Origin of the sequence: Streptomyces sp. NPDC007907, assembly GCF_042959365.1 — a bacterium.
In the GTDB taxonomy this organism is placed as follows: domain Bacteria; phylum Actinomycetota; class Actinomycetes; order Streptomycetales; family Streptomycetaceae; genus Streptomyces; species Streptomyces indiaensis.
Genome location: NZ_JBIBKR010000003.1, coordinates 844,146 through 870,224, shown reverse-complemented (window position 1 = coordinate 870,224; position 26,079 = coordinate 844,146). Strand labels below are relative to the sequence as shown.

General features: G+C 72.6%; 18 protein-coding genes and 1 pseudogene. 10 read left to right on the top strand and 9 right to left on the bottom strand.

Annotation, left to right across the window (positions count from 1 at the left end; all coding sequences use genetic code 11):
* Positions 1-19 precede the first annotated feature (19 nt).
* Complete coding sequence (gene mltG / locus ACFZDI_RS15370) at positions 20-865, top strand: endolytic transglycosylase MltG (protein ID WP_234749548.1); 846 nt, start codon at positions 20-22, stop codon at positions 863-865.
* Between the two features lie 20 nt (positions 866-885).
* On the opposite strand, the gene ACFZDI_RS15365 is transcribed toward mltG, so the two are convergent.
* Positions 886-1,962 carry an NAD(P)-binding domain-containing protein gene (locus ACFZDI_RS15365; RefSeq protein ID WP_391250824.1) on the bottom strand — a complete coding sequence of 359 codons (1,077 nt, stop codon included), beginning with the start codon at positions 1,960-1,962 and terminating at the stop codon, positions 886-888.
* Positions 1,963-2,326: 364 nt separating this feature from the next.
* Between ACFZDI_RS15365 and ACFZDI_RS15360 the strand changes: the two genes are divergently transcribed.
* The 7 genes from ACFZDI_RS15360 to ACFZDI_RS15330 all read left to right on the top strand — a co-directional run bounded on the left by ACFZDI_RS15360 (position 2,327) and on the right by ACFZDI_RS15330 (position 12,546).
* Positions 2,327-2,749, top strand: coding sequence for a YjbQ family protein (locus ACFZDI_RS15360; protein ID WP_234749552.1), 423 nt, complete (start codon positions 2,327-2,329; stop codon positions 2,747-2,749).
* A gap of 143 nt (positions 2,750-2,892) precedes the next feature.
* A complete protein-coding gene (locus ACFZDI_RS15355) occupies positions 2,893-5,832 on the top strand; it encodes a SpoIIE family protein phosphatase (RefSeq protein WP_391250821.1) in 2,940 nt (979 codons plus the stop codon).
* Between the two features lie 97 nt (positions 5,833-5,929).
* Positions 5,930-7,480 (top strand): ATP-binding cassette domain-containing protein, encoded by a 1,551-nt coding sequence (locus ACFZDI_RS15350; protein ID WP_391250818.1) that lies wholly within the window; start codon positions 5,930-5,932, stop codon positions 7,478-7,480.
* Complete coding sequence (locus tag ACFZDI_RS15345; protein ID WP_391250816.1) at positions 7,477-8,535, top strand: ABC transporter permease; 1,059 nt, start codon at positions 7,477-7,479, stop codon at positions 8,533-8,535. The genes ACFZDI_RS15350 and ACFZDI_RS15345 overlap by 4 nt, the downstream gene beginning before the upstream one ends.
* 43 nt (positions 8,536-8,578) lie before the next feature.
* A complete protein-coding gene (locus ACFZDI_RS15340; protein ID WP_391250813.1) occupies positions 8,579-9,742 on the top strand; it encodes a substrate-binding domain-containing protein in 1,164 nt (387 codons plus the stop codon).
* 164 nt (positions 9,743-9,906) lie between these two features.
* Positions 9,907-11,010, top strand: a complete 1,104-nt coding sequence (locus ACFZDI_RS15335; RefSeq protein WP_391250811.1) for an FAD-dependent oxidoreductase — start codon at positions 9,907-9,909, stop codon at positions 11,008-11,010.
* A gap of 132 nt (positions 11,011-11,142) precedes the next feature.
* Complete coding sequence (locus ACFZDI_RS15330; RefSeq protein ID WP_234749564.1) at positions 11,143-12,546, top strand: cytochrome P450; 1,404 nt, start codon at positions 11,143-11,145, stop codon at positions 12,544-12,546.
* Between the two features lie 293 nt (positions 12,547-12,839).
* Here the strand turns inward: ACFZDI_RS15330 and ACFZDI_RS15325 are convergent, their stop codons facing one another.
* Positions 12,840-13,448: a LuxR C-terminal-related transcriptional regulator gene (locus tag ACFZDI_RS15325; RefSeq protein ID WP_391250809.1), complete on the bottom strand. Its 609-nt coding sequence runs from the start codon at positions 13,446-13,448 to the stop codon at positions 12,840-12,842.
* Between the two features lie 253 nt (positions 13,449-13,701).
* Between ACFZDI_RS15325 and ACFZDI_RS15320 the strand changes: the two genes are divergently transcribed.
* Positions 13,702-15,183, top strand: a complete 1,482-nt coding sequence (locus tag ACFZDI_RS15320) for an MFS transporter (protein WP_391250806.1) — start codon at positions 13,702-13,704, stop codon at positions 15,181-15,183.
* A 27-nt stretch (positions 15,184-15,210) separates the two neighbouring features.
* Here ACFZDI_RS15320 and ACFZDI_RS15315 read toward each other — a convergent pair whose 3' ends face one another.
* The 7 genes and pseudogenes from ACFZDI_RS15315 to ACFZDI_RS15285 all read right to left on the bottom strand — a co-directional run bounded on the left by ACFZDI_RS15315 (position 15,211) and on the right by ACFZDI_RS15285 (position 24,960).
* Positions 15,211-15,363: a hypothetical protein gene (locus tag ACFZDI_RS15315; protein ID WP_391250804.1), complete on the bottom strand. Its 153-nt coding sequence runs from the start codon at positions 15,361-15,363 to the stop codon at positions 15,211-15,213.
* 157 nt (positions 15,364-15,520) lie between these two features.
* On the bottom strand, positions 15,521-18,427 hold the full coding sequence (locus ACFZDI_RS15310) for an AAA family ATPase (protein WP_391250802.1): 2,907 nt from the start codon (positions 18,425-18,427) through the stop codon (positions 15,521-15,523).
* Between the two features lie 193 nt (positions 18,428-18,620).
* Positions 18,621-19,625: a (-)-alpha-amorphene synthase gene (locus ACFZDI_RS15305; protein WP_391250800.1), complete on the bottom strand. Its 1,005-nt coding sequence runs from the start codon at positions 19,623-19,625 to the stop codon at positions 18,621-18,623.
* Positions 19,609-20,976 carry a cytochrome P450 gene (locus ACFZDI_RS15300; protein ID WP_391250798.1) on the bottom strand — a complete coding sequence of 456 codons (1,368 nt, stop codon included), beginning with the start codon at positions 20,974-20,976 and terminating at the stop codon, positions 19,609-19,611. Before ACFZDI_RS15300 ends, ACFZDI_RS15305 begins: the two co-directional genes overlap by 17 nt.
* A gap of 353 nt (positions 20,977-21,329) precedes the next feature.
* Positions 21,330-21,446, bottom strand: a pseudogene (locus ACFZDI_RS15295) (polyketide cyclase); the annotation flags it as partial.
* 144 nt (positions 21,447-21,590) lie between these two features.
* Positions 21,591-23,630, bottom strand: coding sequence for a CocE/NonD family hydrolase (locus ACFZDI_RS15290; protein WP_391250796.1), 2,040 nt, complete (start codon positions 23,628-23,630; stop codon positions 21,591-21,593).
* A gap of 16 nt (positions 23,631-23,646) precedes the next feature.
* Complete coding sequence (locus ACFZDI_RS15285; protein ID WP_391250794.1) at positions 23,647-24,960, bottom strand: ATP-grasp domain-containing protein; 1,314 nt, start codon at positions 24,958-24,960, stop codon at positions 23,647-23,649.
* Between the two features lie 210 nt (positions 24,961-25,170).
* On the opposite strand from ACFZDI_RS15285, the gene ACFZDI_RS15280 reads away from it, so the two are divergent.
* Positions 25,171-26,076: an SDR family oxidoreductase gene (locus tag ACFZDI_RS15280; RefSeq protein WP_234749646.1), complete on the top strand. Its 906-nt coding sequence runs from the start codon at positions 25,171-25,173 to the stop codon at positions 26,074-26,076.
* Positions 26,077-26,079: the final 3 nt, after the last annotated feature.

Below are 26,079 nucleotides of genomic sequence, written 5' to 3'. Positions count from 1 at the left end.
TGCGGGTTACCGTGCCCGCATGCAGAAGAACACTCCGCCACGGAGCGCGATTCGACTGACGCGTCGGGGCCGCATCGTCCTCGTCGCGACCGGAGCCGTCGTGGTCGGTACCGCCGTGGCGGTGCCGCTGCTGACCCTGGGGACCGAGGAGGAGAGCCGGCCCACGACCCTGGCCATCCCCGAGGGATGGCGCGCGAGCCAGGTCTACGCGGCTGTCGACAAGGCCCTCGCCCTGCCCGCCGGCAGTACGAAGAAGTCCCTGGACAAGGCCGCGCTGAAACTGCCGAACGACGCCGAGGGCAACCCGGAGGGCTATCTCTTCCCGGCCACGTATCCGCTCCCGGAGAAGGCCACGCCGGAGAAGCTCCTGGCGCTGATGGTCGACACCGCGAACCAGAAGTTCAACGGCGCGCCCATCGCCGCAGGGGCGCAGCGCAACGCCATGAACGTGTACCAGGCCGTCACCATCGCGAGCATCGTCCAGGCGGAGGCGGCCACCAGGGCCGACATGGGCAAGGTGGCCCGGGTCATCTTCAACCGCCTCGAGCGCGGCATGCCCCTGCAGATGGACTCCACCATCAACTACGCCCTCAACCGCTCCACGCTCCGTACGACGGAGGGCGACACCAGGATCGACAGCCCCTACAACTCGTACCAGCGCATGGGCCTGCCGCCCACGCCGATCGACAGCCCGGGCGAGGAGGCCATGCGCGCGGCCGTCAACCCGCCCGCGGGCGACTGGCTGTACTTCGTCACGGTCCGGCCGGGCGACACCCGTTTCACGGCGGACTACCAGCAACACCAGCGCAACGTCGCCGAGTTCAACGCACTGAGCAAGAAGAGCGGGGCACCGGCAGCCGGGTGACCGCCCGGTGTCCGCCCGTGTCACGCCGCGGCCGGTTCCCGCTCCAGCAGTCGTCTGATGTCCCGTACCGCCGCGCGTCCGGCCCGGTTGGCTCCGATGGTGCTGGCCGAGGGGCCGTAGCCGACGAGGTGGACGCGCGGGTCGGCCGCCGCGTGCGTGCCTTCCATGCGGATGCCGCCGCCGGGGGCGCGCAGCCGGAGCGGGGCGAGGTGGTCGATGGCGGCGCGGAAGCCGGTGGCCCAGAGGATGACGTCGGCGTCGATGTGACGCCCGTCGACCCACTCCACGCCGGTGGGTGTGATCCGGTCGAACATCGGCTGCCGGTCGAGCACCCCGTCCTCGATGCCCTGCCTGATCGCGGCGTTGAGCGGCAGCCCGGTGACCGAGACGACGCTGCGGGGCGGCAGGCCCTGCCGTACCCGTTCCTCGACGAGCGCGACCGCCGCGCGGCCCGCCTCCTCGTCGAAGGGCCCCTCACGGAAGACGGGCGGGCGCCGCGTCACCCAGGTGGTGGCCGCCGCGTACGAGGCGATCTCCAGCAGGTGCTGGGTCCCCGAGGCGCCGCCGCCCACCACCACGACCCGCCGCCCGGCGAACTCCTCGGGGCCGGGGTACTGCGCGGTGTGCAACTGCCGCCCCCGGAACGTCTCCTGGCCCGGATAGCGCGGCCAGAACGGCCGGTCCCAGGTGCCGGTCGCGTTGATCAGCGCCCGCGTCGACCACGCGCCGTCCGAGGTCTCCACGAGCAGCCTCCCGCCGGACCCCTCGCGCACGGTCCGCACGTCCACCGGGCGCCTGACCCGCAGGTCGAAGGTGCGCTCGTAGCGGGCGAAGTACTCACCGATCACCTCGGCGGACGGCCGCAGCGGGTCCGCGTCCGTGAGTTCCATGCCCGGCAGCGCGTGCATCCCGTGCACCTTGCCGTACGTCAGCGACGGCCAGCGGAACTGCCAGGCGCCGCCGGGGCCGGGGGAGTGGTCCAGCACGACGAAGTCGCGGTCCGGCTCGAAACCCGACCGCCGCAGGTGATGGGCGGCGGCCAGACCGGCCTGACCCGCGCCTATGACGACCACGTCGACCTCGCGTGAGTTGTTCACATTTCTACTAACCGGTGCGGGGTCGTGGATCTTCCCGTGCCGGACTTCCCGTCGGGGCGGCCGTGACCGGTTCGTGGCTCCGATCGAGTGGCCTTCTCCGTCGGGGGTCGAAAGGCGATCCCGGCTCACGCTGGTGATCATGATCAGCGCGGACGTCGTCGCCGACGGTCAGGCGGCCCCGACCCTGCTCGCCCGGGCGGTCACCGCGGTCGCGACCCCCGGCAACGTCTACGACGGCTCGGTCGTCACCAGGCCGTGACGCCCCCGGCCCCTGCCCGGCGGGCGGGAGTCCCGGGCGGGTGGCAGGGCGCGCCGACGCGGAGCCCGGCACGGGGCGGCCCGGCGCGTGCGCCAGGATGGGGGCATGTCAGATGTCTTCACCACCCGAGTCCTGAACGTCAGCACCGGTGCCGCGGAGCGGGTCCTCGACATCACCGGGGACTGTGAGTCCTTCCTGCGTGAGGCGGCTGCCGGCCGGGACGGCCTCCTCAATGTCTTCGTGCCGCATGCGACGGCCGGCATCGCCGTCCTGGAGACCGGCGCGGGCAGCGACGACGACCTCCTGGCCGCCCTGCACACCCTGCTGCCCGCCGACGACCGCTGGCAGCACCGGCACGGCAGCCCCGGCCACGGCCGCGACCACGTGCTGCCCGCCCTCGTCCCGCCGCACGCCACCCTGCCCGTGCTGGGCGGCCGGCTGGAGCTCGGCACCTGGCAGTCGGTGTGCCTGGTGGACACCAACAAGGACAATCCGGAACGCAAGGTGCGCCTGAGCTTCCTGGGGTGAGCACGGCGGCGCCGCCCTGCCCTCGGTCACGGCCCCGTATACCCCCGGCATGCCGTGACGCCCGCCCGTAATGCCCGTATTCTCATCAATGCCAGATTCTCTTCCCGAGCTGCGGATTTCCGCGGGCACAAGTGAGGCGAAGCGTGGTCCGGTCCGGCGAGGAACCCAGGCCGGCGGGACGTGCGACGGACGGCACGGGACCCGCCAGTCTGCGTGAGCTCTTCTTCCAGGGCGAGCCCGTCGAAACGGGCGTGCGGACGTCCATCCTGAACTCGTGGCGGCGCTGCCGGGCCCTGGGGTTGTCGCCGGACACGTTCGACCTGCCCTACCGGGAGGACTTCGATCCGGGCGGACGTATCGTCCGGGCCGCCGAGCCGGTGCTCGACCGGCTGCAGTCCACGTTCGCCGGCAGCCAGGTCAACATCTCGGTCGCCGACGCCGAAGGGACGGTCCTGCTGCGCCGCTTCGGGGACCCGGCGATGACCCGGAGCCTGCCGGACCTCCAGGTCGTCCCGGGATTCGTGTTCGCCGAGCGGGTCGCCGGCACCAACGGCATCGGGCTCGCCCTGGCGGAGCGGCAGCTCATCCGTGTCCACGGCGCCGAGCACTTCGCCGAGCGCTCCCAGCAGAACGCCTGCGTCGCGATGCCCGTGAGGGACCCGCTCAGCGGCCGCATCGAAGGCGTCCTGTGCTTCGGATACCCCCGCTCCGTCGACCGGCCCGCGCTGGGCGTCGCCATCCGCCGGGCCGCCGCGGGCATCGAACGACGGCTCCTCGGGCAGAGTTCCGCGCGCGAACAGGCCCTGCTGCGGACGTACCTGGCCACCGGAGCGGGGACCGCCGGTCCGCACCGCGGCGTGGCGTTGGACGCCCTGGCGAACGCATTCCCTCCCCGTGACCAGGAGATCCTCCAGGAACGGGCCGCCGAGCTGATCGCCGGCGCGCAGCATGGCGCGATCGAGGTGACCCTGCCCGACGGCCGGCGGGTGACGCTGGTGAGCCGCCCGGTGTCGAGCGGATCCGGGGTGCGGGGCATCGCCATCGAGGCCGTGCTGCCCGGCTTGCCCGCGGGGGAACCGCGCGTGATACCGCGCCAGACGGACGAGCCGTCCGGCCTCACCGCCCCCGCGGTCCCGCTGTCCGCCACGCCCGCGGCGCTCACCCTGCCGACCGGGCACCTCGATGCTTCCCCTGCCCCGGCCGTGACGGCCCGCTCGGACGGCGCGGCGGTGGGGCCCGGCGCAACGGACGGGCAGGGTCCGGCCGAGCCCGGTGCCGCCGTCGCGGCCGTCGAGGTCCGCAGCGATTCCGAGCCCGGTGGAGCCCTCGCGGCCGGTGGCGGCGGGCACGCCGCGGGCGGGCAGCCCGAGGACGCCGTCGCGGCCCGGGGGCTGGTGATGCTGGGGGAGCCGCAGGTCGGGGCCTACGCCCTCGCCGCGCGCCGGCGTCTGGAGCTGCTGTCCGAGGCCAGCACCCGCATCGGCACCACCCTGGACGTGCGCCGCACCGCCGAGGAACTGGCCGAGACCGCGGTCCCCGGACTGGCCGACTTCATCACCATCGACCTGCCCGACGCCGTGCTGCGCGGCGAGGAGGCCGCCGACCCGCTCGCCGACCTGCGCCGCACGGTCGTCCACGGCGTCCGCGAGGGCCTGCCCTTCACCCCGCCCGGCAAGCGCATCGGCTTCGGTCCCGCCACGCCCCAGCTGCGCTGCCTCGGCAGCCGCGAGGCCGTGCTGGAACCGGACTTGAGGGCCGCCGCGGGCTGGCTCGCCCAGGACCCCGAATACACCGCACGCCTGCTGGCCCACGTGCACTCCCTCATCGCGGTGCCCCTGCTCGCCCGCGGTGTCGTCCTGGGTGTCGCCACCTTCTACCGCTCGAGCGGCGTCTTCGGCGACGACGACCGCTCCCTCGCCCAGGAACTCGCCTCCCGCGCCGCCCTGTCCATCGACAACGCCCGGCGCTACACCCACGAACGCACCATGGTCCTGGCCCTCCAGCGCCGGCTCCTCCCGCACGGCCTGCCCGACCAGGACGCCGTCGAGGTCGCCCACCGCTACCTGCCGGCCGAGTCGGACGTGGGCGGCGACTGGTACGACGTCATCCCCCTGCCCGGCGCGCGCATCGGTCTCCTGGTCGGGGACGTCGTCGGCCACGGCATGCTCTCCGCGGCCACCATGGGCCGGCTGCGCACCGCGGCCCGCAGCTTCGCCGAGCTGGACTTCCCGCCGGACGAGGTCCTCACCCACCTGGACAATCTCGTGGGCCGCCTCGACCGGGAGGACCCCGACGGCCAGGGCGTCGGCGTCATCGGCGCGACGTGCCTCTACGCCGTCTACGACCCGGCGGACCAGCGGTGCCTGATGGCCCGCGCCGGTCATCCGCCCCCCGCGCTCGTCCGCCCCGACGGCACCGTGACCTACCCCGACCTGCCGGCCGGGCCGCCGCTCGGGCTCGGGGGCCTGCCCTTCGACGCCGTCGAGGTCGACCTTTCCGAGGGCAGCCAGCTGGTGCTGTACACCGACGGGCTCATCGAGGACCGGCACCGTGACGTCGACGTGGTCCTGGAGCAGCTGCGCCAGGCCCTGGCCCGTCCCGAGCGCCCCCCCGAGGAGACCTGCCAGGTCGTCCTGGACACCGTGGCGCCCGCGCACCCGCACGACGACATCGCCCTGCTCGTCGCCCGTGTCCACGCCCTGGACCCCGGCCGGATCGCCTCCTGGGAGCTGACCGCCGACCCGGCCCTCGTCGGCGAGGTCCGGGCGGCCGCCGTGCGGTGGCTGTCCGACCGGGGGCTCGACGAGACCGCGTTCGCCGCGGAGCTGATCCTCAGCGAGCTGATCACCAACGCCGTCCGGCACGGCGCCGCGCCCATCCGCGTGCGGCTCCTCTACGGCCGGACCCTGATCTGCGAGGTCTCCGACGCCAGCAACACCGCGCCGCACCTGCGCCGCGCGGCCAGTACCGACGAGGGCGGGCGTGGCCTGTTCCTGGTCGCGCAGCTGTCGCAGAGCTGGGGGACCCGCTACCTGCCCGAGGGCAAGGTCATCTGGGCCGAGTGTGAGCTCGACGCGGCGTGAGACGAGCCCGGCCCGACGACCGGGAGGCCCCCGGACGCCTCGGCAGGCTGGTGCTGCATCAGGCCGGAAAATGCCCTAAATGCTGTAATTTGATCGCGTGCGCGACGTTCCCGACACGCCCCCGGAGACGGCTTCACCCTTCGGGCCGGAACCCCTGGTCCGGATCCGCGGACTCAGCAAGCGGTTCGGCGGCACCGTCGCGCTGGCCGGAGCCGACCTGGACGTCCACCCCGGCAGCGTCCTGGCCCTCCTCGGGCCCAACGGGGCCGGGAAGTCCACACTCATCAAGATCCTCGCCGGTGTCCACCACGCCGAAGCGGGGCAGGTCACCGTCGCCGGAGAACCCCTGGGCAGCCCCACCGCCACCCGGGCCATGTCGTTCATCCACCAGGACCTCGGGCTCGTGGAGTGGATGACGGTCGCCGAGAACATCGCCCTGACCGCCGGGTACGGGCGCCGGTCGGGGCTGATCTCCTGGCGGCGCACCCGCGCGCGCAGCGTCGAGGCCCTGCGCGTCGTCGCCGCGCACCTCGATCCGGACGCGCAGGTCTTCGACCTCTCACCGGCCGACCACTCCCTGGTGGCGATCGCCCGTGCCCTGGCGGCACGCGCCCGGCTCATCGTCCTCGACGAGCCGACCGCCCGCCTGCCCGCCGCGGACTGCGCCCGGCTCTTCCGCGTCCTGCACGACCTGCGCGACCGCGGACACGCGATCCTCTACGTCAGCCACCGCCTGGACGAGGTCTACCGGGTCGCCGACACCTTCGCCGTCCTGCGCGACGGCCGGCTCGTCCGCCACGGCCGACTCGCCGGCCGCAGCCCCGAGCGGCTGGTCCGCGACATCGTCGGCGAGACGGACGAACCGGCTTCCCACCGGCCCGCCGGCGCGGCGGACCGGGCAGCCCCCGTCCTGACCCTCGACGGCGTGCGCACCGCCCGGGCCGGGCCCGTGAGCCTCGCCCTCGCCGCCGGGGAAGTCCTCGGGCTGGTCGGCCTGTCCGACGCCGGACACATGGACCTCGGCCGCGCCCTCGCCGGCGCCCGCCCCTTCCTGGAGGGACGGGCCGTGCTGCACGGGCGGCCGTACCGGCCCCGCACCGTCGCGCAGGCCGTCGGCCGCGGAGTCGGTCTGGTGCCGGGCGACCGGCTGCGTGAGGGCTGCTTCGCCGAGCTGACCGTGCGGGAGAACCTCCTGGCCGACCCGCGCGCGGGAGGCGGATCCGCACCGCGCTGGATCGGCCCCCGTGGCGAACGCGCCCGGGCCGAGGCCCTGCTCGACCGCTTCTCGGTGCGCCCCCGCGACACCGAGACGCCCGTCGCCACCCTGTCCGGCGGCAACCAGCAGAAGGTCGTGCTCGGCCGCCGGCTGCGGACGGACCTGCGGCTGCTGATCCTTGAGGAGCCGACCGCGAGCGTCGACGTCGGCGCCAAGGCCGCGATCCATCTCCTGCTCCACGAGGCGCTGGACGCGGGCCTCGCGGTGCTGCTGCTGTCCACCGACTTCGAGGAGGTGGCGAGCGTGTGCCGTCGCACGCTGGTCTTCGTGCGGGGAACCGTGACGGCCGAGCTGAGCGGCCCCGCCCTCACCGTCGCCGGACTCACCCGGGCGGCCTCGGCCATGCCCCCGTCCCCGGCCGGGCGCCCGTGACACCCCCGCCCCGGCCGCGGCGCCGGCCCGGCGGCCACCACATCGGCGCCTATGGCCTGCTCGCCCTCACCGCCCTGCTCTACCTGGCCTTCTCCCTCGCCCTGCCGGACACCTTCCCCACGCTCGACACCCTCGACTCGATCCTCTCCAACCAGTCGATCCCGGCGGTCCTGGCGCTCGCCGCCATGGTGCCCGTCGTCACCGGAGCGTTCGACCTCTCCATCGGCTACGGCCTCGGCCTGGCCCATGTGATGGTGCTGCAGCTCATCGTCAACGAGGGCTGGCCCTGGCCGCTCGCCTGCCTCACCGTGATCGCCGGAGGGCTGGTCGTGGGCGTCCTCAACGGCGTCGTCGTCGAGTTCGGCCGGATCGACTCCTTCATCGCCACCCTCGGCACCGGCAGCATGATGTACGCCGTGACCGGCTGGATCACCGACGGCGGCCGGATCGTGCCCGGGCCGCAGGGCCTGCCCCCGGCGTTCACCGACCTCTACGACTCCTCCTTCCTCGGCCTCCCGGTGCCCGCCTTCTACGTGCTCGCCCTCGCGGCCGTTCTCTGGCTGGTGCTGGAGCGGCTGCCGCTCGGCCGGTACCTCTATGTCGTCGGGTCGAACCCGCGGGCCGCCGACCTCGTGGGCGTCCCGACCCGCAGGTACACCGTCTACGCGTTCGCCGTCTCGGGCCTGATCGTCGGCTTCGCCGGTGTGCTGCTCGCCGCCCAGCAGCAGATCGGCAACCCGAGCGTCGGCCTGGACTATCTGCTGCCCGCCTTCGTCGGCGCCCTCCTCGGCTCCACGGCGATCAAGCCCGGCCGGCCCAACGCCCTCGGCACCGTCGTCGCTGTCGCCGTGCTGGCCGTCGGCCTCACCGGCGTCGCCCAGCTCGGAGCCGAGTTCTGGACGGTCCCGCTGTTCAACGGCGGGACCCTGCTGATCGCCGTGGGTCTGGCCGGTTACGCCGCCCGCCGCCGGCTGAGCGGGGGCGCCGCGCGCGACACTCCCGCCGCGCCGCCCCCGTCCGCTCCCGCGCACCAGGGCGGCACCGGCCCGCCCTGACCCCCCGGCAGGCCCCTCGCGTCAATCCCTCACTGGAGCTCCCGTGCACCACACCCGCAAGGCCGCCCCTGCCGTGCGCACCGCGCGGCTCGCCTCCTGCGCCCTGCTGGCCACCGCCGCCGTCCTCACCGGCTGCGAACGCGGCTCCTCCGACGAGGCTGACGAGACCACCACGGGCCCGAGCGGCTGCCCCGCCGTCCACGCCCGGGCCCGGGACGCCGTCACCCGGGCGGAGCGGACCGACATCCCCTGGGGAGGGCCCACCAGCGGCCCCACGGCGGTGTCCGGCAAGAACCTCGTCTACGTCGCCCAGACCATGACGAACCCCGGTGTCGCGGGCGCGGCGAACGGAGTACGGGACGCCGCCCGGGCCATCGGGTGGGACGTCCGGGTGATCGACGGCGGCGGCACCCCGGCCGGCATCCAGGCGGCCATGAGCGAAGCCGTCTCCCTGCGGCCCTCGGGCATCGTCATCGGCGGGTTCGACCCCGACTCGACGGCCCAGCAGACCGCCCGGGCCGCCGCACAGGGCATCCCGCTCATCGGCTGGCACGCGGTCCCCGACCCGGGCCCCAGCCGCCGGCCCGACCTCTTCACCAACGTCACCACCCGGGTCCGGGACGTGGCCCGCATCAGCGCACAGTGGATCATCTCGGACTCCGACGGCCGTGCCGGGGTCGTGCTCATCACCGACGCGTCGATCCCCTTCGCGCGCAACAAGTCCGACCTGATCCGCAAGGAACTGGCCGCCTGTCGGGGGGTGCGGCTGCTCTCCGTGGAGAACATCCCGATCCCCGACGCGAGCAGCCGCACCCCCCGGGAGATCTCCTCCCTGCTCTCCCGCTTCCAGGACCGCTGGACGCACTCCGTGGCCATCAACGACCTGTACTTCGCCGACGCCGCCCCCGCCTTCCGCGCCGCCGGTGAGAAGGGCTCCGGCCCGCCCTTCAACATCGGGGCCGGCGACGGCGACCCGTCCGCCTTCCAGCGCATCAACAGCAGGCAGTACCAGGCCGCGACCGTGCCCGAGCCGCTGTCCCTCCAGGGCTGGCAGATCGTCGACGAGTTCAACCGCGCCTTCTCCGGCCGCCCGGACAGCGGGTACGTGCCCCCCGTGCACATCGCCACCGCCGGCAACAGCGAAGGCGCCACCGCCTGGGACCCCTCGGGATATCGGGAGGCCTACCGGAAGATCTGGGGCAAGTGACGGTCGTCAGGCTCAGATCCTTTTACGGAACGTGCACGAAACCTCGGAGTCCCTTTAACTTTCAAACGCTACTGTCGCGTCAGTCGAGTGGCCGCCGGGGGTCGACCGAGCGGGGCCCGCGGCGGCTCTCGCTCCCCCCCCCCACGAGGTACAGGAGACTCGGTGTGTACGACGGCGTAGTGGTGATCGGCGGCGGCTACGCCGGTGTCCGGCTGGCCAGGCGGCTCGACGGAGCGGCCCGGGTCACGCTGGTCGACCGCAAGGAGGTCTTCTTCCACCGCGTCGCCTCCCTGCGTGCCGGGGTACGCCCCGAGTGGACCCACACGCCCTTCATCCCCGACGACCGGCTGCTGCGCCATGGGCGGGTCGTCACCGGCAAGGCCGTCCGCATCGACACCGCCGAGCGCCAGGTCGTCCTCGCCACCGGCGAGCGCCTGCCGTACGACGTGGTCGTGATCGCCACCGGCGCGGACTATCCGGAGCCGGCCCGCTTCACCGGCACCACCACCGAGGAAGCGGCCAAGTCGTTCGCCGAGCACCAACGCGACATCGCCACGGCCGAGCACGTCCTGGTCGTCGGCGGCGGCCCCGGCGGCGTCGAACTCAGCGCCGAGATCCGCCTCGCCCGCCCCGACGCCCGGGTCACCCTCGCCCACTCCGGATCCGCGCTGCTCGGCTCCGCGGGCCCGGCCCGCCCGGGACGCAAGGCCCTGGCCTGGCTGGAGTCCCACGACGTCGAGGTACGCCTCGACTCCTTCATGTCGCCCGGCACCGCATTCGGCACCTACCGCGACGCCCGCGGCACGATCGTCGAGGCCGACCTGTCCTTCTGGGCGACGGGCACCACCCCCAACACCCTCTGGCTGCGCCTGGCCGGACACGGCGACTGGCTCAACGGAGCCGGCCGTGTGAAGGTCGACCGGACGCTCCGGGTCGCAGGCAGGACGGACGTGTTCGCCGTCGGGGACGTGAACGACGTCAGCGAACTGAAGGTCACCCCCGCCGCCCTCGCCCAGGCCGACACGGCCGCCCACAACATCCGTGGCTACCTGCTGAGTTCGGGCAGGCACCGCAAGGAGTCCCGCCTCTACCGCCCGACCCGGCGCACCCCGCTCATCGTGCCCTTCGGGCCCGCCGACGGACTGACCGTGCTGCCGGTGCCCGGTGGCGAGACCGCGGTGCTCGGCAGCCGTACCACCACCCTGGCCAAGGCGAAGAGCCTCCTGACCCCCTACATGCGCCGTCAACTCGGTTACACCGCCGCCTGACCAGCACTCCGGCCGTCCCCGCCACCCCACCCCCGTCGTTACCCGCGAGTTCACGCTGGGGTAGGGTCCCCACCGTTTCGGCTGCCGGCTGATGGTGTGCCGGTACAGGGCGTGTCGGAGGGTGACAAGAGGATGGAATCCCAGCGGGGTGACGGCGGTTCCGTGGACCTGGACGGCACGAGCCTGGAGTCGCTCCGGCCCGAACCGCTGCTGACCAGGGACTACGAGACGCGTCCCGCGCTCGTGTACGAGCGGCTCCGGCAGCGGCACGGCCCCGTCGCGCCGGTCGACCTCCTGGGCGTGCCGGCCTGGCTGGTCCTCGGCTACCGCGAGTCCCTGGAGGTGCTCCAGGACGACGACGGCTGGCCCAAGGGCCTGGAGAACTGGCGGGCCCGCACCGAGGGCAGGGTCCCCGCCGACTGGCCGCTCGGCCCCTCCCTGGAGGTCAACCACATCCTGATCCAGGGCGGCTCCGGCTACCGGCCGCTGCGCACCGCGTGGGACGTCGCCCTCAAGCCCTTCCAGGACCCCCGCCACCCCCAGGCCAAGCGCCTGAAGTCCGCCGTCACCGCCTACGCCGACGAACTGATCACCCTCGTCGGACAGGGCGGCAGGACCGGTGTGGCGGACCTGTCCGCGCAGTTCTCCCGGCCGCTGCCACTGATGGTGGCCAGCCATCTGCTGGGCTTCCCCGGCTCGCAGGGCGACGACGCCCTGATGGACATGTGGCGCGTGCTCGACGCCGGCCCGGATGCCGAGGCCGCGCTGGAGCGCCTGCTGGCGACCCTCGCCGAACTGGCCGCGCGCAAACTGGAGAAGCCGGGTGACGACTTCCCCTCGTACCTGCTGGACGCCCACCCGGACCTCTCGCTCGACCAGCTCGCCCGCGAGCTGTTCATGCTGCTCGGCATGACGTCCGACCACGTCGGCATCCTCATCTCGAACACCGTCGTGGAGGTCATATCGGGTGAGGGCAGCGTGCGCGCCAGCCTGTCCGCCGGGATGGTCAGGGAGAGCATGAACCGGGTGGTCATGCGCAAGCCGCCGCTGGTCAACTTCGTCCCGCGCTTCGCGGCCCGGGACACCCCGCTCGGCAACCACACCATCCGGGCCGGCGACCCGGTGTGGGTCTCCCCGGGCGCCGCCCACGCCGACCCCCTCTTCGCCGACCACGTCGCCTCCGGCACCGCCATCAGCACCCGGGCCCACCTGTCCTGGGGAGCGGGACCGCGCCAGTGCCCGGCCCGGGAACTCGCCTCGACGGTCGCGGCGGCCGGAGTGGGACGCCTCTTCGAGCGGTTCGACCACCTCGACCTCGCCCTGCCCGCCGACCAACTGCCCTGGCGTTCATCACCGTTCATGCGAGGCCTGCGCTCCCTACCCGTCCGCTACGAGCTCGCCTCCGCGCCGCCCCCGAGGCCGTGGACGGACGACCCGGCTCCCGGGGTTGCCGAAGAGGTCCTGCCCGACCCCTCCGCCCGGCAGCGCTCCTCGCTGTGGCGCTATCTGACGGGCCTCATCCGCGGCGGCCGCTGAGATGCGGGGACCGAGTCGAACGCCCATCCCGTACCGGCGTTCCTCACGGTCCCCCGATGACACCTTCACACCGCACACGTGACAAATGGTGCTGGTGGGCGGCGCTCCCGTGCTGCGATGCTCGTATCGCGGACCCGGGAAAGGGCGCGAGGGCCCACGGGGGCCGGGCAGGTAGACCCCGATGACCTGCCCGGCCGTTTCCGTGTCAGGGGCCGTTGCCCCTCACTGACCCCTCGCTTTCCCCGTCGGTTCCTCCGCCACGGGCGCACCGGGCGGGGGCGGGGGAGCGGGGCTCAGACCCAGCCCGACTCCGTGGCGATCCGGATAGCGTCGATCCGATTGCGTCCGCCGGTCTTCCGGGTGATCGCCGACAGATGGTTGCGGACCGTCGCCGCGGACAGGAACAGCCGCTCGGCGATCTCCCGGGTGGGCGTCCCGTCGGCGGTCAGCCGCAGCACCTCCACCTCGCGCGGGGTCAGCGGGTTGGCTCCCGCGTCCAGCGCGGCCAGCGCGAACTCCGGGTCGACGAACCGCTGCCCCCTCACCAGCTTGCGGACGCCGTGGACCAGCCGGTCCGGCGGGGCGTTGGTGCTGATGACACCGGCCGCGTGCAGATCGAGCATGCGGCGCAGCCGCTCGGGGGTCGTGGAGGCCATCATCAGCAGCATCCGGCAGTCAGGCAGCCGCGCCCGCAGCTCACCCCGGACGGCGACCTCCTCGCCCTCCCTGGAGTCCACGCCGATCACCGCCACGTCCGGCCGGTACACCAGGGCACGCGCCAGCACGTCGCCGTTGCCCTCGGCCTCGGCGACGACCTCGATGTCGTCCTCCCGCGACAGCAGAGCGGCGAACGCTCCCCGCACGAGACGACTCCGCTCGACGAGAAGAACGCGGATCACCATCGCTCCTCTCCGCCGGACGCGGCCCATCAGAGCACCTTGATCGGATTATCACCGCACACCGCCGACTTTTCAGTTCGAGCGGTTCGCACGCCCGAACGGCCCCGGTGAGCCGCCGTCCGAGGCCGCCTGTGATCGAGTGGTGGGGTATGGGGGCCGGGCGTACCGTCGAACGGTGGACACCGCAGGCAGCAGCCCGCAGCCGGCTTCACCACAGGCGACCGCCACCAGGGAATCCCGTGGTGGCGGCCATACGATGGCACTTCTCGTCATCGCCTCGTGCCAATTGATGGTGGTCCTCGACATCACCATCGTGAACATCGCGCTGCCGCACATCCAGAGCGCGCTGGACTTCTCCACCACCAGCCTGTCCTGGGTGGTCAACGCCTACACGCTCACCTTCGGCGGTCTGCTGCTGCTCGGCGGCCGGGCCGGCGACATCCTCGGCCGGCGGCGGGTCTTCATCTTCGGTGTGCTGCTCTTCGCGCTCGCCTCCCTGCTCGGCGGCTTCGCCCAGAACTCCGGCCAACTCCTCGGCGCACGCGCCCTGCAGGGCGTGGGCGGCGCCATCGCCTCCCCGACCTCCCTCGCTCTGATCAGCACCACCTTCCGCGAGGGCCCGGAACGCAACCGCGCCTTCGGTGTCTTCGCCGCGGTCTCGGCCGGGGGCGGCGCGATCGGCCTGCTCGCCGGCGGCATGCTGGTGGAGTGGCTGAACTGGCGGTGGGTGCTGTTCGTCAACGTGCCCATCGGCCTGCTCATCGTGCTCGCCACACCGCGCTTCATCAAGGAGTCCGAACGCCACCCCGGGCGCTTCGACATCGCCGGCGCACTCACCTCCACCGCGGGCATGGTGCTGCTCGTCTACGGCTTCATCAGAGCAGCGCAGGAAGGCTGGCGGGACGCACTGACCCTCGCCTCGTTCGCCGGGGCGGTCGTGGTCCTGGCGGTCTTCATCATGATCGAGCGGCGTTCGAAACAACCCATCACGCCGCTGCACATGTTCGCCGACCGCAACCGTGCGGGCACCTACGGCATCATGCTGTGTCTGGCCGCCGCCATCTTCGGCATGTTCTTCTTCCTCACGCTCTTCGTGCAGGACGTGCTCGGGTTCAGCCCGCTCGCGGCCGGACTGGCCTTCCTGCCGGTCAGCGCGGTCATCGCCGTCGGAGCCGGACTGGCCTCGCGGTTCCTGCCCGTCTACGGGCCCAAGCCGTTCATGGTGGTGGGCGCGATCCTGGCGGCGGCCGGCCTGGCCTGGCTCACCCTGACCGACGTCCACTCCACCTACGCGGGCAGCGTCCTCGGCCCGATGCTCGTCTTCAGCCTGGGCATGGGCATGGAGTTCGTGTCACTGACCCTGATGGCGCTGTCCAACGTCCCCACACCGGAGACGGGGGCGGCCTCCGGGCTCCTCAACGCCACCCAGCAGGTCGGCGGCTCCCTCGGCCTGTCGATCCTGGTCACGATGTTCGGCACGGCCAGCACCAACGAGGCGGACAAGCAGGTCCCGGACTTCCTCCAGCAGGCGACCCCGGCCGAACGCATCCGCTTCCAGCGCACCGGGGAACTGCCCAAACCCTGGTCCGACGAGATCCTCACCGCCGGCGTCTCGGCCGCCTTCATCATGGCCGCGATCTTCACCGCAATCGCCGCCCTGATCGCCCTGGTGGTCATCCAGGTCCGCCCCTCCGACCTGGAACGCCTCAAGGGAGGAGCGAGCCCCGGCGCGATGTGAGGCCCGCCCCCGCCGCCTCGGGCCCCGCTACGATCCGATCCGCGCCGCGATGACCGGCGCGAGCCGGTCGGTGATGGCCCGGCGTCCCCGCTCGTGGGGGTGCACCGGGTCCGTCAGGTCGCCCGACCCCAGCCGGCCGGTCGTGCCGATGAAGGACACCCGGGCGTCCCCACCGGCCACGGCGGCCTTCACCGCGGCCTCGGTCTGCGGGCGAAGCGCCCGCGGAACGCCTCCGACGCGAGCCGGGCACGGGGTGAGTGCGGCGCGGTCCGAGCCGGTCCCCGTGCCGTGCGGACCTCCCCGGGCGCCGGTCGGCGGGGCGGTATGTGGTCGGCTGTCACGGTCGCGGGCGTGGGAACGACTCCAGTGCCGCGGCCAGGCCCGCCGCGTCCGTGCCGATCTTGCGGTAGACGGACGAGAGCAGTTGCCGCACGCCCTCCTCGGTGAGGCGCAGTTCCTTGGCCACGACCGCCGCGGCGTGGCCGCCGACCGTCATCTCGGCCGCCTTGCGCTCCTGCGCGGTGAGCGTGTCCGTCTGTGCGTAACGCAACGGCAGCGGCCGCAGCCCGGCCGCGGACAGTTCCCTCCTGGCCCGGGCGGCCAGGCCCTCCGCACCGCAGTGCACCGCGCCCTCCAGACCCTGGTACAGCCGGTCGGCGGCCTGGTGCAGACGGCCGTCGCGGGCGAGGGCGGCACCGTGGCCGACCAGGGCACGGGCCAGTTCGTACGCGGCGGGCGACTGCTGCAGCTGGTCGACGGCCCGCGCGTGCAGAGCGAGCCCCGCCTCACCGCCCGTCACCTCCGCCTGCGCGTGCAGGGCCTGGCCGATCGCGGAGGCCGCGCCGAAGTCCCGGGCCCGCTTCACCGCGTCCCGGGCGTGCCGCACCGCCCGGTCGGGAGCGGTGCGCGACAGGGCCGAGGCCAGTCCCAGCTGCCAGGGGCACCACGCGGGGTTGCGCCATTCCCGGCCCTCCAGCCACTCCCCGACGCCGGTCAGCAGATCGGCGGCCTCCGCGGGCCGGCCCTCCGCCAGGAGCAAATCGGCGTAGACGGTGCGCGGGTCGGGGTAGATGACGGCGTTCGGGATGACGTCGCCGTAGTGGTACCTGTCGGCCAGCCGGCGTGCCGCGATGACGCGGCCCCGGGCCAGCAGGGTCTGGATCAGGATGCCGATGGCGAACCACTGGGCGGGCACCGCGCCTTCCACCCGGTCTGCGATGCCGAGGCCCTCCCGCACCAGGTTCTCGGCCTCGGCCAGGCAGCCGCGGCGGTAGCGGATGTACCCGGAGAGCGTCTGGCCCAGGGCCAGGTGGGAGCCGCGCCAGCCCTTCGACTCGCACTCGGCCATGCCCCGCGCGAACAGTTCCTCGGCCCGTCGGGGCTGGTCGCAGTACATGAACACCAGTGCGACCGAGACGGGTACCTCGAACCCGCGGTTCTCATGGGTCCAGCTCAGTCCGCCGCGCAGGGCCTTCTCGGCGTAGGCGAGGACCTTCTGCCGGGGCTCGCCGCGCATCATCGCGTCCCAGGCGCGCGCCCCGAGGAGGTAGCGCTCCTCCGGACCGCGCCCCGGCAGCCGGTCGGCGAGCCGGGCCAGCCTGCGCGAACGGCTCGACGAGTCGGCCTCGTCGGTGCGGAACGCGCTCCACACGAAGTGGTCGGCCTGCATCCGCAGCCGGATCCGGGGATGGGCGGCCCGCCGCGCCTCGTCCGCGGCCACCGTCGCGGCCTCCGCCATCCGGTCGGTGTGGGCCAGGGCCTGGGTGAGCCGGTACACCATCGAGGCACGCAGCTCCGGGTCGATGCCCGGTTCCGCGAGCGCCTCCCGCAGGTGTGTCACGGTCGCCGTCGGCTTGATGAGGAAGGTCGCGCAGGCCAGTTCGTGCAGCAGCGCGGCGCGTTCCTCCGGCAGCGGCGGTTCCTGCAGAGCCCGGTTCAGCAGCCGTCGGGCCGCCTCCGGGGCGCCGGAGTGCAGGGCCTCACGGGCGGCCTCCCGCAGGCAGGCCACGGCCTCGGCGCTGCCTTCACAGGGGACCTCCAGCAGGTGCCGGGCCGCGGCGGCGCAGCCGAGCCCGGCCGCCCGGACGGCTTCGGCGGCCGCGTTGTGCAGGCCCTCCCGCAGACTCGGCCTGATGGACCGGTAGATCGTGGTGGCGATCAGCGGGTGGAGGAACTCCAGCGTCTCGCCGGACCCGTCGCCGTCGGCCAGGACGCGGGCGGTGCGCAGCTTCTCCGTGGCCTCGGCCGCCGCGGTGCCGCCGATCGCCGCGATGCGGGCGGCCAGTTCCGGGGAGATGGCCTGCCCGAGGACGGCCGCGGCGTAGGCGAAGCGGACGGTGGTGGTGCCCAGGTGCTGGAGCCGCTCGATCAGTCCGGGCCCCTTCACCGCGGCGGCCAGATCGCGCATCGTGGGCAGGTCCTCGCCGGTGCCCCGCAGATTGCGTTCGCCCAGCCGGATGGAGAGCTCCACCGCCTCGAACGGGCTCCCGCCGGTGATCTCCCAGCATTCCTCGCAGAACGCGTCCTCGGCCTCCTCACCGACCTCGTCCCGCACGATCCGGGCCACGGCCGCGGAACTGAGCGGCGCCAGGGTGAAGGGACGGGTCCCCAGATCGGCCGCGGATCCGAACGCCGCCGCCTCCAGGGGCAGTTCGTCGGGCCGGAAGGCGACGACGATCAGCAGCGACAGGTCCACGGCCCGCGGCGCGAACGAGGCCAGCCAGGTCAGTGACTCGACGTCCGCCCAGTGCAGATCGTCCAGCAGCAGCACCATGGGCGTCCTCGTCACCGCCAGGCGCGTCATCACCCAGTCGAGACCGTCCCGGACCCCGGTCGGGTCCGGGACATGGCCGCCGGGCGGGGCGACCAGCCCGAGAGCGGAGCCGACGATGGCGTACCAGCCGCCCAGGAAGGCACGGAGCCCGTCCTCGTCCATCGACGCCAGCGCGGGCTGGACGACCTGGCGCACCAGATGGAACGCCAGCCCCTGCTCCTTCTCACCGCCTCGGCCCGACAGCACGGTGAACCCCTGCTCCCGGGCACGGGCGCGGGCCTCCGTCAACAGGGAGGTCTTGCCCATCCCGGCCGGACCGGTGAAGGCGAGCAGCCCACCGCGCGGTGCCTGGGGCACGCCGTCGACGGTGTCCCGCAGGCCGACCAACGCCGAGTCGAGCGCGCGGAGCTCCTTGCGGCGCTCGAGCAACGGCCGGTTCTCGGGCGTGGATTGCCGCAGCTCGTGCGCCATGTGCCGTACCGCTTCCTGTCGTCGGCCATCGGGAGGCAGCGCGAGCGTACGCCTCCCGATGGGCGCCTTTCCGCATTCTGGAACGAGCACGACGAAGAAGGGTGAATGACCTGCTACAGCCGCGTGAGACGCGGGCCGGGCGGGTACGGTGGCCTGAATGGGCACGCGCCACGCACCCGGACGGCGGGTTCTCTCACCGCAGCACCTCAGTCGCCGCGTCCGCGTAGCGCGGGACGGTGCGGGACCAGTAGTAGCAGCCGCGGATCCAGCCCGCCATGCCGTCCACGTAGCCGACGCCCGAAGGGCTCAACTCCGGTGCGATCTCGGCGTGGAGCCTCTCGAACTCGCGGATCGTGCGGTTGATCTGCTGGATGGCCAGGGTGACGGCCACCGGCAGCGGGCACTGGTGGGCCCGCTGGTAGGCGAGCGCCAGATTGATCATTTGGCCGGCGCGTTGCTCCTTGACGGCGGAGAACAGGTCGGGGATCCACACCGCGGCGTCGGCCGACAGCCGGCTCAGGCGCCGCATGAGCGGGTGATGGAGTTCCTCGGACGTCAGCTCGCACGGCTGGGCGGCCTCGCACAGCGGGTGGAACGGCTCGACGCCCGCGGTGAGGGACCGTATCGAGGTGCACAGCCCGGACCGCAGGGGGGAGGGATGGGTCTGGGCCACCGCCTCGTACAGCAGCCCGTGCACGTACTCGCGGCTCTTCCACGCCCAGCGCGCGGCCTGTGCGGGGGTGCACCGTTCGCGGACCTGCCGGTAGAGGTCGGACAGCGCTGCTCCCAGAGGGGTGCCGGGTGGTGCGTCGTCCCGCAGGATCGCGATGCTCTCGCCCAGCATGGGCAGCAACCGGCCGGGCCGGTGCCGCCCGACCTCCTCGGCCCGGTCGTCGAAGACGAACTGGTAGGCGATCTGGTGGGCCACGAGTTGCAGGATGCCGGGGTCGGCGTCCGGGCTGTTGTAGGAGGCGAGTTCGGCCGGGCGGGTGTGGGAGATCATGGCCGCGACGCCCGGTTCGTCGCTCAGGCCGGTCGTGCGCAGCCACGCGTCGACGCCCGCCGCGGCCGCCGGCTCGTGCGGGTTGCGCCGGAACGGATAGGGCATGTACAGGTGCGTGTCGATCAGCTCCACCAGGGGGGACGCGGGAAGCACGTCCTGCGCGACGGGCGCCCTCTCCTCATGTGTGGTCGACACCGTTGTCACCGTCCCTCCGGGTGCTCTCCGTGCCGGATACCGCGGTCATGGCTCCGGGTGCGAGGGTGACGGCGTGCGGGATGGTGCCGCCCGGTGCGTCCGCCCGCGGCGTGCAGATCATGGTCAGGGACCTCGGCCCCAGCGTCGCCCCCGGGCGCGGGGCCGCGATCCGTCCGGCCGGATGCCGCAGTCGCCAGCGACCGGCGACGGTCGCCAGGGCCACCGTCATCTCGGCCATGGAGAACAGGTCGCCGATGCACTTGCGGCTGCCCGCGGCGAACGGGATCAGCGCCCCGTGCGGACCGGCGGCGGACTCGCCGTCCAGCCGGCGCTCGGGCAGGAACCGGTCGGGCTCGGGGAACGACGCGGGGTCGTGGTGCAGGAGGTAGGGGCTGTACAGGACCGTGGTCCCGCGAGCCAGCCGGCGTCCGGCGAACTCCGTCTCCCGGGTGGTGACCCGCGTGAAGAGCCAGCCGGGCGGGGAGTGGCGCAGCGTCTCGGTGAGGACGGACCGGGTGTAGACCAGCCGCGGCAGGTCGTCGACGGCGGGTAACCGGCCGGCGAGGACGGTGTCCACCTCGGCGTGCAGCCGCCGCTCGACCTCGGGGTGCTGGGCCAGGAGGCTGAAGGCGGAGGCCAGGCACATGGAAGGGCTCTCGGAACCGGTGAGCAGGAGGGACACCAACTGGTCGTGGACCTCCCGGTCGGTGACCGGGGCTCCGCCGGTCCCGGCGGCGGTGAGCAGCAGCCCCAGCAGATCGTCGCGGGGAGTGCCCCGGCGGCGTTCGTCGACGGCCGAGGCGATGAGTTCGCGTACCCGCTCCACCGCCTGCCGGTAACGGCGGTTGGCGGGCGTGGGAAGCCGGAACAGGGCGTCGACCGGTACGACCGTGCGGACGAACAGGCCCCGGACGATGGCGGCGAGGCAGTGCCGCACCTCGTCGGTCGCGGCCGGGCCGAGCGCGTCGGACAGCAGCGATCTGCTGATCAGCCGGGTCGTCAGACTCAGCGTGGCGGCACTGACATCGATGCGCTGCCCCGTGCGCCAGTCCCGGCACAGTGCCGCGGCCTCCTCGGCCATCACGTCCGTCTGCGCGGCGACGCGGGCGGGGCGGAACGTGGGCTGCAGCAACCGGCGCTGACGCCGGTGCTCCGCGTGCGGGCAGGTGACGACGCCGTCGCCCATCAGCGCCCGGAGCCTGTCGTACTGCGGTCCGCCCTTGTCGAACGTACGGGTGTCCCGGAGCATCCGGTGGACGAGTTCCGGGTGGCATACCATCCACGCCCGCTGGGGGCCCAGGCGTATCTCGACCAGATCGCCCTGCGAGGGAAGAGATTTCAAAAACTCCATCGGCCGACGGAACAAGGCGATACCGTGGCTGATGGATGGGAATATGCCTGGAGCAGTACCAACCGTCCATGCCTGTTCCGATTCAGGGACGTAGCCGTTCATCGCATACCACCCGTTTCAGTCGACCTGGGAAAACGGTGAGTTCCGCCGATGCGGCGCTTGCCCCCGTGTCCTGCCCAGTGCAAACGGGCCGTCGACTTGGCGAACCCTTTCTCCAAGGGGGCGCACGGGTGCACAGAGAAGCGCTGGAAGCGCTGGGTGAATCACTTTCGAAGCACGTCATTTCCGCATACAAGGAATGCGGGGAATGCGAGGAATGGGCGGAATAAGCGGATACGGGCGGGAATGCGGCTTCAGGAGGAGCGGTCGGTCTCCACGAGCCGGGCCAGGTTCGCCAGGGTCATGCGCGTGCCCGTCTCGTGGTCCGCGGCAGGCACGGCGTCGGGGATGCCCTCGTGCGCCATGAGGACGAGGGCGTCGAACGCGTGCAGCGCGCATCCCGGCCGGCACCCGCCGGCGCGGGGAGCGTCCACATGGCCGGAGAGCCGCGAGGTGTACATGAGGCCACCCTCGGCCGGGAAGCGCTGCCGTGCCTCCCGGCCGAGAGGGGCGGGCTACAGCAGGTCGCGGGGGACCTTCTCGTTCCAGGTGCGGGAAAAGACCCGTCGGTCGGACTCGTACGCGTCGAGGGTCGCGTCGACGAAGAAGTCCGACGCGTCGCAGCTGAGCTTGGTGTGCGTGACCACCCGCACGTCCCAGTCGTCCCGCCGGAACCGCATGGTCCACGTGGTTTCGCCGCCGACCGAGGTGAAGTCGTCGGCGACCGCCGTGTAGCGCTCGTGGGCGCGCCGGCCCGACTCCAGGCCGATGTCCTCGAAGCGGACCGTGCCCCGGTCCTTCACGATGTCCAGCTCGGAGCGGTAGTCGATCAGATCCCGCTTGACGTCCCAGCGCTCCTCCGGGGGCGTCACCTGGGTCATGGCGAGCGGGGGAGTGCCCTCGGGCTCGCCGAAGGGCGCGGACGGCACCTCGTCGGGTTCGTCCACCGGCCGCACCGGCAAGGTGAGCGTGCTGGAGTGCTCGTGGACGCCGAGCAGGGCCGGCTTCGGCGCGGGCCAGGCCAGCGGCCAGTAGGACGTCGACAGGGACAGCCGGATGCGGTGGCCGGCCGGGAACGCCTGCGCCACACCGTTCAGCGGAATGGTGGCCCGGTAGCGCCGGCCCGGCTCCAACGGCTCGGGGGACTCCGTGCTGTCACGGCGCGTCAGGTTCAGGATGCCGTAGGAGACGCGCGTGGCGGCGCCGTCGGGGCTCACGTCGGACAGCCGCGCGGCCACCAGGGCGACCGGCTCGCTCACCGACAGGTCGAGTTCCACGCTCGGCGAGCCGAGGATCTCCACCTGCTCGGTCAGCGGCTCGGTGTCGAAGACGAGGGAACCGCCGTCCTCCTCGCGCTGGTCGTAGGGCAGGTCCGGCGGCGCGTTGTAGGAGGCCCACTTGCCCGCGAACTGTCCGACGGACAGCGGCGAGCGCACGGTCATCGCCGCACCGGCCTCCGGCACCGTCGCCGTGTCGTCCCGCGCGGGCCCGATCGTGTGCCGGCTGAGGGGGTGCGTGACGGGGCGGATGTGCGGGGACGGCCAGTCCGGCTCACCCACCCAGCGGCCGGGCCGCTCCTCGTAGGAGGTGGACGGCGGCACGCTGTCCTGCATCCACGCCAGCAGCATGGGGCCGTCCATCACGCCGTTGTCGACGCCCTTGAGCCAGTGGTCCCACCAGCGCACGAGTTCCTGGAGGTAGCCGATCGCGGGCCCGGGCTCCCCGAGGTGGGGGAACTTGTGCGACCAGGGCCCGATCAGCCCCTTGCGGGGCACATCCAGGTTGCCCAGCAGCCGCGTCACGGCGTTGGAGTAGCCGTCCGCCCAGCCGCTGGAGGCCAGGACCGGGCACTGCACGCTCGTGTAGTCCTCGCACACCGAGGCGTGCCGCCAGTAGTCGTCGCGGCGCTGGTGGCGCAGCCACTCCAGGACCCACGGCTCGGTGTTCTCCAGCCGCTCGTGCCACATCTCGCGCCAGCGCTCGCCCACCACGGCCGGGTCGGGCGGGCAGGTGCCGTAGGCGAACATGGTGCCCGCCTCGGCCAGGTTGTCCGACAGCAGGGCGCCGCCCATGTAGTGCATGTCGTCGGCGTGCCGGTCGTCGGTGAAGGACGCGATGGCGATGGCCTTCAGGGACGGCGGCCGGCGGGCCGCCACCTGGAGCGCCGCGAACGCGCCCCAGGAGATGCCCATCATGCCCGTGCCGCCGTCGCACCAGGGCTGCTCCGCCAGCCAGGCCAGGACCTCCTCGGCGTCCGCCTGCTCACGCTCCAGGTACTCGTCGCGCAGCACCCCCTCCGAGTCACCGGTGCCGCGCAGGTCGACGCGGACACAGGCATAACCGTGCCCGGCCAGGTAGGGGTGGTGGATCGAGTCCCGCACGGCCGTCAGGTCGCGCTTGCGGTACGGGATGTACTCCAGCACCGCCGGCACCGGCTCCTGGTCGGAGGAGGTGGGGCGCCAGATGTGCGCGGAGAGCCGGACCCCGTCCGACATCGGGATCGTGACGTGCTCTTCTTCCTTCGTCTCGTACGGCAGGTTGGTCACGTAACGCATGGAAGTGACGTGCTCCTCACTTTCGCGGGGCGTCGGCCTCGGCCGGGGCGTCCTCGAAGGCCAGGCCCAGGGCGGCCACGCAATGGTCGAACTTCGCCCGCAGCTCCGCCTCGTCGGCCCCGCCGGTGTAGATGTGCGCCAGCTCGTAGCTGTAGCTGTCCTGCCCGGGCAGGTCCGAGAGCCGGTCGCCCTGCGCGGGGACGACCTCGATGCGCACGCCCGGGGTCTCCCGCTCGATGCGGGCGATCTCCTCGGGGCCCGGCACCCGGCGCACCACACCGTCGGTGAACCAGCGGTGGTACCACTTCGCGGCCATCGCGTACTCGCCCTCGCCGTGCGGCATGCGCGGGTCCTCGCCGAGGGCGAGGCGGACCATGCAGTGGTGGTTGGGCACGCCGTCGACGTAGTGGAACAGCTCCGCGTGCGACTGGGAGTGCCGGGGGTTGATCTCCAGCAGATTGATCTCCTGGGTCCGCGGGTCGTAGAAGTACTCGATGCTGAAGGTGGCCGAGTCCATCCCGATCTGCCGCATCACCCGCTCACTGACGTCGTGCAGTTGCGCGATGGCCGGGGGCGGCAGCATCGAGGGGTACTGGTGGCGCAGGAAGCAGGGGGAGTCCGGGTACTGGATGGAGTCCAGGACCCCGTAGACGGTCACCTCGCCCTCGTGGACATAGCCCTCGACGGCGACCTGGACGCCGGACAGCGACCCCTCCGCGAGGCAGACCCGCCCGCCCACGCCGTTCATCTCCGGGGGCAGGTCGAGGCGTTCGAGGATGTGCTCGAAGGGGCGGCCGATACGGGAAATGCCGCCGCGGATCTCGGAGACGGCCTTGTGGAACTCCTCCTCGTCATCGACTCCGAAGGCGAGTTCTGAGGAGTACGAGAGGGCCGGTTTGAGCCACATCGGGTAGTTCACGCCCTCCGGCGGGCGCGGCGGCTCGGCGGACAGGTCGACCTGGCCGAACCGCGGGTGCCGGTCGGTGACCTTCTGCTGTTCCAGCCGGCTCCAGTACTTGTGCTCGCACTTGACCACCGACTCCAGGCTGGTGCTGCGGGTGCCGTAGCGTTCGCTCAGCATCGGCACGAGCGTGCTGACCGGGAAGTCCCAGTAGCCGACGATCGCGTCGATGCTGCCGTCGAACGCGTCGAGCACGCCCCGGGCCTTGTCGAACAGGGCCGGCAGGTCCACCTCGCCGACCTGGAGCTCCTCGATCGTCAGCAGCTGGTGAAAACGCAGCTGGTCGGCTCCCGGGACCTCCTGGAGCGTGGGCAGGTTGGCCTCGTCGAGCCCGATCACGAAGACGTTCTTCACCGTCTCGTCAGACACGGCTCTCCTTCCGACGGCGTACGGCCCGAAGGCCGGCTTGCAAGATCGTCGGAGTACCCGTCGGGCCCGTCGGCATTCCGCTTCGGGCACCGCGCCCGTAGCGGGCGAGAGGAGACATGCCTGCCACTGTGCCGGGAACGCGGGGCGGACAAGGACGGCGTGGCCGGTGAACCGGGCCACGCCGTGGACGAACCCGGCAAAGGGGAAGATGTGCAGCCCGAGCAGGAAAAGTCCGCACCCCAGGTCGTGTCCGAGCCGGACCCGCCCTACGACTCCGACAAGCAGCGGTGGCCCGGCCTGGAGGCCGACATGCGCACCAAGCCGCGCTACCGGGCGAGCCGTTACCGGGCCGGCGGGAAGCTGGAGGGGAAGACCGCACTGATCACCGGCGGTGACTCCGGCATCGGCAGGGCCGTGGCGCTGCTGTACGCACGCGAGGGCGCCGACGTCGCCGTCGTCCACCTGCCCGAAGAGCAGGTCGACGCCGAGCGCGTGCGCGGCGAGGTGGAGGAGCAGGGCAGGCGCTGTCTGCTGCTGCCCGGCGACCTCACCGACCCGGAGTTCTGCCGCGAGGCCGTCGAACGGACGGTGGCGGAACTCGGGGGCCTGAACATCCTGGTGAGCAACGCCGCCTACCTCAACAGCAAACTGGAACTGGAGCAGTTGACCGCGGAGGACTTCGACCTGACGTTCAAGACGAACGTCTACGCGTACTTCCACCTGCTCATGGCGGCCCTGCCGCATCTCGGGCCCGGTGACGCGGTCATCGCCACCGCCACCGAGGAGGCCCTCAAGGGCAGCACCACGATGATCGACTACGCGGCGTCGAAGGCCGCGCTGATCACCCTGACCAAGTCCGTCGCGACGCACCTGGCCAAGCGGGGCGTGCGCGCCAACGTGGTCGCGCCGGGCCCGACCTGGACGCCCCTCAACGAGGCCGACCCGCACATGCCGCCGGACGGGCTCGCCCACATCGGCAGCGAGGCCCCGCTGGAACGCGCGGCCCAGCCCGAGGAGATCGCGCCGACGTACGTCTACCTCGCCTCCGACGCCGACTCCAGCTACACCGTCGGCGAGGTCATCGCGGTGACCGGAGGCATCGTCGACACGCGGTAGCCG

Bases quoted from the DNA above. Each gene is read 5' to 3' on its own strand.
- ACFZDI_RS15330 (WP_234749564.1), top strand. From the start codon at position 11,143: ATGGAATCCCAGCGGGGTGACGGCGGTTCCGTGGACCTGGACGGCACG.
- ACFZDI_RS15360 (WP_234749552.1), top strand. From the start codon at position 2,327: ATGTCAGATGTCTTCACCACCCGAGTCCTGAACGTCAGCACCGGTGCC.
- ACFZDI_RS15310 (WP_391250802.1), bottom strand. From the start codon at position 18,427: ATGGCGCACGAGCTGCGGCAATCCACGCCCGAGAACCGGCCGTTGCTC.
- mltG (WP_234749548.1), top strand. From the start codon at position 20: ATGCAGAAGAACACTCCGCCACGGAGCGCGATTCGACTGACGCGTCGG.
- ACFZDI_RS15300 (WP_391250798.1), bottom strand. From the start codon at position 20,976: ATGGAGTTTTTGAAATCTCTTCCCTCGCAGGGCGATCTGGTCGAGATA.
- ACFZDI_RS15320 (WP_391250806.1), top strand. From the start codon at position 13,702: ATGGCACTTCTCGTCATCGCCTCGTGCCAATTGATGGTGGTCCTCGAC.
- ACFZDI_RS15290 (WP_391250796.1), bottom strand. From the start codon at position 23,630: ATGCGTTACGTGACCAACCTGCCGTACGAGACGAAGGAAGAAGAGCAC.
- ACFZDI_RS15325 (WP_391250809.1), bottom strand. From the start codon at position 13,448: ATGGTGATCCGCGTTCTTCTCGTCGAGCGGAGTCGTCTCGTGCGGGGA.